Genomic DNA, 5,747 nt, shown 5'->3' with positions numbered 1-5,747 from the left:
ACGACCCCCTGCCCGTCCCCCACTTCCGTCCGTGGGCCGCTCTCCCTCAACCCACCAGGCTGTCCCGCCAGGCTTGGTGCAGGCCCGCGTAGTGGCCCTTGCCCGTCACCAAGGACTTCGGGTGGCCGTCCTCGACGATCCTGCCCTGCTCCATCACCAGGACGCGGTCCGCCACCTCGACCGTCGACAGGCGGTGGGCGATCACCACTGCGGTACGGCCGGACAGGACCGTGTCCATGGCGCGTTGCACGGCTCGTTCGCCCGGTACGTCCAGGGAGCTCGTCGCCTCGTCCAGGATCAGGACCGCCGGGTCCGCAAGGAGGGCGCGGGCGAAGGCCACCAGTTGGCGCTGGCCCGCGGAGATGCGGCCGCCTCGTTTGCGGACGTCCGTGTCGTAGCCGTCGGGGAGGCTGGTGATGAAGTCGTGCGCTCCGATCGCCTTTGCCGCGTTTTCGATCTCGGTGCGGGTTGCGTCCGGGCGGCCGATGGCGATGTTGTCCGCCACCGTGCCCGAGAAGAGGAACGCTTCCTGGGTGACCATGACGATTCCGCGGCGGAGGTCCGGGGTCGCCAGGTCGCGGAGGTCCACGCCGTCCAGTCTCACCTGGCCTTCGGTCGGGTCGTAGAAGCGGGCCAGGAGCTTCGCCAGCGTCGATTTGCCCGCTCCTGTCGCGCCCACCACCGCGACCGTCTGGCCTGCCGGGATCGTCAGGTCGAAGGTGGGGAGTACCTCGCCGCCCGTTCGGTAGGCGAACCTGACCTTTTCGAAGGTGATCTCGCGGCCGCCCGATCTGGCCGGCAGCTCCCGGGGGGTCGTCGTCTCCGGGACTCCTGGTTCCTGGGCCAGGAGGCCGGCGATCTTGGTGAGGGATGCCGCTGCCGACTCGTACGAGTTCAGGAACATGCCCAGGCGGTCGATCGGGTCGTACAGGCGGCGCATGTAGAGCACCGCCGCGGCCAGTACGCCCAGTTCGAGTGTTCCGGCGGCGACCCTGTACGCGCCCCAGAGGCACATGCCCGCCACCGCCGTGTTCGCCACCAGGCGCGAGCCCACCACGTAGCGGGCCATTTCGAGGAGTGCGTCGCCGTTGCTTCGTTCGTGGCGGTGGTTGAGCGTCTTGAACTCGGCGTCGTTCGCCTTCTCGCGGCGGAACGCGCGGACCGGGCGGATGCCGTTCATCGTCTCCGCGAACTTGACGATCACGCCCGCGATGGCCGTGGAGCGTTCCGCGTACACCCTGCCCGCGCGTGCCCGGTAGAGGCGGATCAGGAGGGAGAGGGGGAGGAAGGAGGCCACGGCCACTGCCCCGATGCCCCAGTCCAGGTAGAGGAGGACCAGGGAGATCGAGATGAAGGAGAGGACTACGCCGATCAGTTCCTGGAGGCCCTCCGAGAGGAGTTCGCGGAGGGATTCGACGTCCGTGGTCGAGCGGGAGATCAGGCGGCCCGAGGTGTACCGCTCGTGGAAGTCGACGCTCAGCACCTGCGCGTGCCGGAAGATCCGGCCGCGCAGGTCCAGGAGCACGTCCTGGTTGATCCGGGCCGCGCTGCGTACGAACGTGTACTGGAGGACGCCCGAGAGGGCGGCGCACAGGAGGTAGCCGGTCGCCAGGGCGATCAGCGGGCCCTGGTCCCCCGTGCGGAAGGCCGGGACCCCCCGGTCGATGGCGTACGCGACGAGCAGCGGGCCCGCCTGGAGCGCCGCCTCCCTGAGGAGGAGGATCAGGGACACGGTCACGAGGCGTGTGCGGTGGCCGGCCAGGAGGGAGCGGAGCAGGGCTCCCGTCGCTCCTCGGGGGGCCGGGAGGTCGTCGCGGTCGAAGGGGTCCTGGGAGCCCTTCGTGGTGTCCGTCATCGGGTCTCGTTCCCTTCGCCGGACATCAGCCAGGCGTACTCGGCGTTGCTGCGCAGCAGTTCTTGATGGGTGCCCACGGCCGCGATCCGGCCGTGCGAGAGCAGCGCGACCCGGTCGGCGAGCATCACCGTCGACGGACGGTGCGCCACGACCAGGGCCGTCGTCTCCTTGAGGACCTCCCGCAGGGCCGCCTCGACCCGGGCCTCCGTGTGGACGTCGAGCGCCGAGAGCGGGTCGTCCAGGACCAGGAACCGGGGTCTGCCGACCACCGCGCGGGCCAGGGCGAGGCGCTGTCGCTGGCCGCCGGAGAGGCTCAGTCCCTGCTCGCCGACCTGGGTGTCCGCCTTCTCGGGCAGCCGGTCGACGAAGCCGTCCGCCTGGGCGACGCCCAGGGCGCGCCGCAGTTCCGGGTCGCCCGCTCCCTCCGCGCCCATCAGGACGTTCTCGCCGACGCTCGCCGAAAACAGCGTCGGCTCCTCGAAGGCCATCGAGACGAGCGAGCGGAGCTTCTCCCGTTCCATGCGGGCGATGTCCGCCCCGTCGAGGAGGATCCGGCCGGTGGTCGCCTCGTGCAGGCGCGGTACGAGAGCGGTGAGGGTCGTCTTGCCGGATCCCGTGCCGCCCACCAGGGCCATCGTCTCGCCCGGGCGGATGTGGAGGTCGATGCCGTCCAGGACGGGGGGCGCCCCGTCGGGGGCGTCGGGGTAGCGGAAGGTGACGTTCTCGAAGCGGACCCCGTCCGAAGTGCCGGACTCCCCGGCGCCGTCGGCCGTGTCCGGTTCCTCCTCGGCGTCCATCACCTCGAAGTAGCGTTCCGTCGCCGTCGCCGCCTCCTTGCTCATCGCGAGCAGGAAGCCGATCGACTCCACCGGCCAGCGCAGCGCCAGGGCCGTCGACAGGAACGCGACGAGGGTGCCCGCCGACAGGTCCCCGTCCGCGACCTGCACCGTGCCGAGCACGAGCGTCGCGCCGATGGCCAGTTCCGGCAGGGCGGTGATGACCGACCAGATCACGGCGAGCAGCCGCGCCTTGGCCAGTTCCGTGCCGCGGAGCTGTTCGGCGAGTTCGCGGAAGGCCCGTGCCTGGCTGCGGTGCCGGCCGAAGCCCTTCACGATCCGGATGCCGAGGACGCTCTCCTCGACGACCGTCGTCAGGTCGCCGACCTGGTCCTGGGCCGTGCGCGCCACCACGCCGTACCGGCCCTCGACGAGGTTGATGACGATCACGAGGGGGATCACGGGCGTCAGCAGCACCAGGCCGAGGGACCAGTCCTGGGCCAGGAGGAGCACGTAGCCGGCGAGGATCGTCACGCCGTTGACCAGGAGGTAGGTCAGCGGGAAGGCCAGGAACATCCGGACCAGCATCAGGTCCGTCGTCCCGCGCGACAGCAGCTGTCCGGACGCCCAGCGGTCGTGGAAGGCGATCGGGAGGCGCTGGAGCCGCTCGTAGAGGTCGGCCCGCATGGTCGCCTCGACGTTCGCGAGCGGCCGCGCAACCAGCCACCGCCGGATGCCGAAGAGGACCGCCTCCGCGATCCCGAGCAGCAGCAGGTACAGGGCGCCGAACCACACGCCGGTGGTGTCGCCCGCCGCCACCGGACCGTCGACCAGCCACTTCAGGAGGAGCGGGATGACGATGGAGAGCAGCGAGGCGACGATCGCGACGAGCGCGGCCGTGGCCAGGCGGGCGCGCACCGGCCGGACGTACGGCCACAGGCGCAGCAGCGTACGGGTGGTGGAGCGGCCGGGGGCCGCGTTCTCGGTGGGTATGTGTTCTGGTGGCATCAGGTCCGAGCCTAAGGTTCGCCCCTGACATCCCTCATGTGGTTTTCCGGCGCCGGGCAGGAGCTGCGGACGGCCCGCCCGGTCGTAGCCGGCCATCAACCGATCGGTTGACCGCGCTTCGAGCGCGATGGCCGATACCGCCCGCCGGCCCCGCCGAAGAACCTTGAGTCATGCCCATGATCGAGGTCCAGGACCTGCACAAGTCCTACGGCGGGCGCAAGGCCGCCGACGGCGTCACGTTCACGGTCGAGGAGGGGGAGGTCTTCGGAATCCTCGGCCCGAACGGCGCCGGCAAGACCACCACCGTCGAGTGCGTCGCCGGACTGCGCGTCCCCGACGCCGGCACCGTCCGGGTCGCCGGGTTCGACCCCGTCGCCCGGCACGCCGAGGTCACCCGGCTGCTCGGCGTCCAGCTCCAGCAGAGCGCGCTCCAGCCCAAGCTCACCGTCCGCGAGGCGCTCGAACTGTACGCCTCCTTCCACGAGCGGCCCGCCGACTGGCGGGGTCTGGCCGAACGCCTCGGCCTGACGGGCCAGTTGCGCAAGCGGTACGCGAAGCTGTCCGGCGGGCAGCAACAGCGGCTGTTCATCGCCCTCGCGCTCATCGGCAACCCGCGCGCGGTGATCCTCGACGAGCTCACCACCGGCCTCGACCCGCGGGCCCGCCGCGACACCTGGGCGCTCGTCGAGTCCGTACGCGACAGCGGCGTGACCGTCCTCCTCGTCACCCACTTCATGGAGGAGGCCCAGCGGCTCTGCGACCGGATCGCCGTCATCGACCGCGGCCGGGTCACCGCCCTCGACACCCCCGCCGGCCTCATCCGCCGGGCCGGGGCCGCCAAGTCCGTCTCGTACGAGGACGACGGGCGGATCGGCCGGGCCGAACTCCTCGCCCTGCCCGGCGCCGCCGCCGTGGACGCCCGGGGCGGCCGGACCGTGCTCACCGGCACCGACGCCACCGTCGACGCCTTCGTCCAGCTCCTCGCCCGCCGCGGGATCACCGCCCGCGGACTGCGCGTCACCCACGCCACCCTCGACGACGCCTACCTCGACCTGACCGGAGCCGACCAGTGACCACCATGACCGCCGCCGCCCCTCGCAGCCGCCCCGCCGCCGCCCTGCTGCGCACCGAACTCCGCCTCTTCGCCCGCGAGCCCGCCTTCCTGTTCTGGGTGCTGGCCGCGCCGACCGTGCTCCTCGTGATCCTCGGGAGCATCCCGTCCTTCCGCGAGCCCTCCGCCGACCTCGGCGGACTGCGCACCATCGACCTCTACGTCCCCATCGCCGTCCTCTTCGCCCTGATCACGGCCGGCCTCCAGGCCCTGCCGCCGGTCCTCGCCGGCTACCGGGAACGCGGCATCCTGCGCCGACTGTCCACCACCCCGGTCCGCCCCGGCGCCCTGCTCGCCGCCCAGCTCGTCCTGAACGGGGCCGCGGGGCTCGGCTCCGCGCTGCTCGTCATCGCCGTCGGTCGGCTCGCCTTCGGCGTCGCCCTGCCCGGCAACCTCCCCGGCTACGCCCTCGCCCTGCTCCTCGCCACCGCCGGCAGCCTCGCGCTCGGCGCGACGGTCTGCGCGGTCTCCCGCACCCAGAAGATCGCCCAGGGCATCGGCTCGGCCGCCTACTTCCCCAGCATGTTCACGTCGGGTGTCTGGCTGCCGGTCCGGATGATGCCGGATACGCTGCGCGAGATCGTCGAGTTCACCCCGCTCGGCGCCGCCTCCCGGGCCCTGGGCGAGGCCGCGTCCGGCGCCTGGCCGGCGTGGAGCGCGCTCGGCGCGATGGCGCTGTGGACGGTGCTGCTGACCGGGGCGGCGGTCCGCCGGTTCCGCTGGGAGTGACACAAGTGCCGTACGTGAGGGGCGAAGTGACCACGAGTACCGTGACGTCGGTCGAGGAACGCCGGCTGCAGTTCTTCCGCTGGGCACCGTACGGGCTGCTCGCCGTCGCCACGGTCCTCGCGCTCGCCGCCGCCGACCGGATCACCCCCCGCCCCCTCGCCGTCCTCGGCGCGCTCCTCACCGCGACCCTCGCCGTGCAGCTCTGGTGGACCCGCCGCGAGCACGCCTTCGCCGCGAGCGAGCCGCCCGCGCCGGACACCCCCGGCCT

Annotated in this window: 4 protein-coding genes and 1 pseudogene; 3 read left to right on the top strand and 2 right to left on the bottom strand. The window is 72.2% G+C overall.

Features of this window, described 5'->3' with window-relative positions; genetic code table 11:
* Positions 1 to 46: 46 nt before the first annotated feature.
* Both CCN56_RS03565 and CCN56_RS03560 read right to left on the bottom strand, forming a co-directional pair.
* Positions 47 to 1,855, bottom strand: a complete 1,809-nt coding sequence (locus CCN56_RS03565; RefSeq protein WP_086823477.1) for an ABC transporter ATP-binding protein — start codon at positions 1,853 to 1,855, stop codon at positions 47 to 49.
* Positions 1,852 to 3,639 (bottom strand): ABC transporter ATP-binding protein, encoded by a 1,788-nt coding sequence (locus CCN56_RS03560; protein ID WP_086823474.1) that lies wholly within the window; start codon positions 3,637 to 3,639, stop codon positions 1,852 to 1,854. The genes CCN56_RS03565 and CCN56_RS03560 overlap by 4 nt, the downstream gene beginning before the upstream one ends.
* A gap of 170 nt (positions 3,640 to 3,809) precedes the next feature.
* Here CCN56_RS03560 and CCN56_RS03555 point away from each other — a divergent pair, with 170 nt between their 5' ends.
* The 3 genes and pseudogenes from CCN56_RS03555 to CCN56_RS03545 form a co-directional block, all read left to right on the top strand.
* A complete protein-coding gene (locus tag CCN56_RS03555) occupies positions 3,810 to 4,712 on the top strand; it encodes an ABC transporter ATP-binding protein (RefSeq protein ID WP_086823471.1) in 903 nt (300 codons plus the stop codon).
* Positions 4,713 to 4,717: 5 nt separating this feature from the next.
* Positions 4,718 to 5,479, top strand: a complete 762-nt coding sequence (locus CCN56_RS03550) for an ABC transporter permease (protein WP_086823480.1) — start codon at positions 4,718 to 4,720, stop codon at positions 5,477 to 5,479.
* A gap of 26 nt (positions 5,480 to 5,505) precedes the next feature.
* Positions 5,506 to 5,747 (top strand): annotated as a pseudogene (locus tag CCN56_RS03545) (hypothetical protein); the annotation flags it as partial.

The sequence above is a fragment of the Streptomyces sp. NRRL B-24572 genome (assembly GCF_002156145.1).
Taxonomy (GTDB): Bacteria; Actinomycetota; Actinomycetes; order Streptomycetales; family Streptomycetaceae; genus Streptomyces; species Streptomyces vietnamensis.
Note: the sequence above shows the minus strand (reverse complement) of the source record. Positions and strands in the feature narration are given on the sequence as shown.

Coding starts and splice junctions, on each gene's coding strand:
- CCN56_RS03550 (WP_086823480.1), top strand. CDS start 4,718: ATGACCGCCGCCGCCCCTCGCAGCCGCCCCGCCGCCGCCCTGCTGCGC.
- CCN56_RS03565 (WP_086823477.1), bottom strand. CDS start 1,855: ATGACGGACACCACGAAGGGCTCCCAGGACCCCTTCGACCGCGACGAC.
- CCN56_RS03560 (WP_086823474.1), bottom strand. CDS start 3,639: ATGCCACCAGAACACATACCCACCGAGAACGCGGCCCCCGGCCGCTCC.
- CCN56_RS03555 (WP_086823471.1), top strand. CDS start 3,810: ATGCCCATGATCGAGGTCCAGGACCTGCACAAGTCCTACGGCGGGCGC.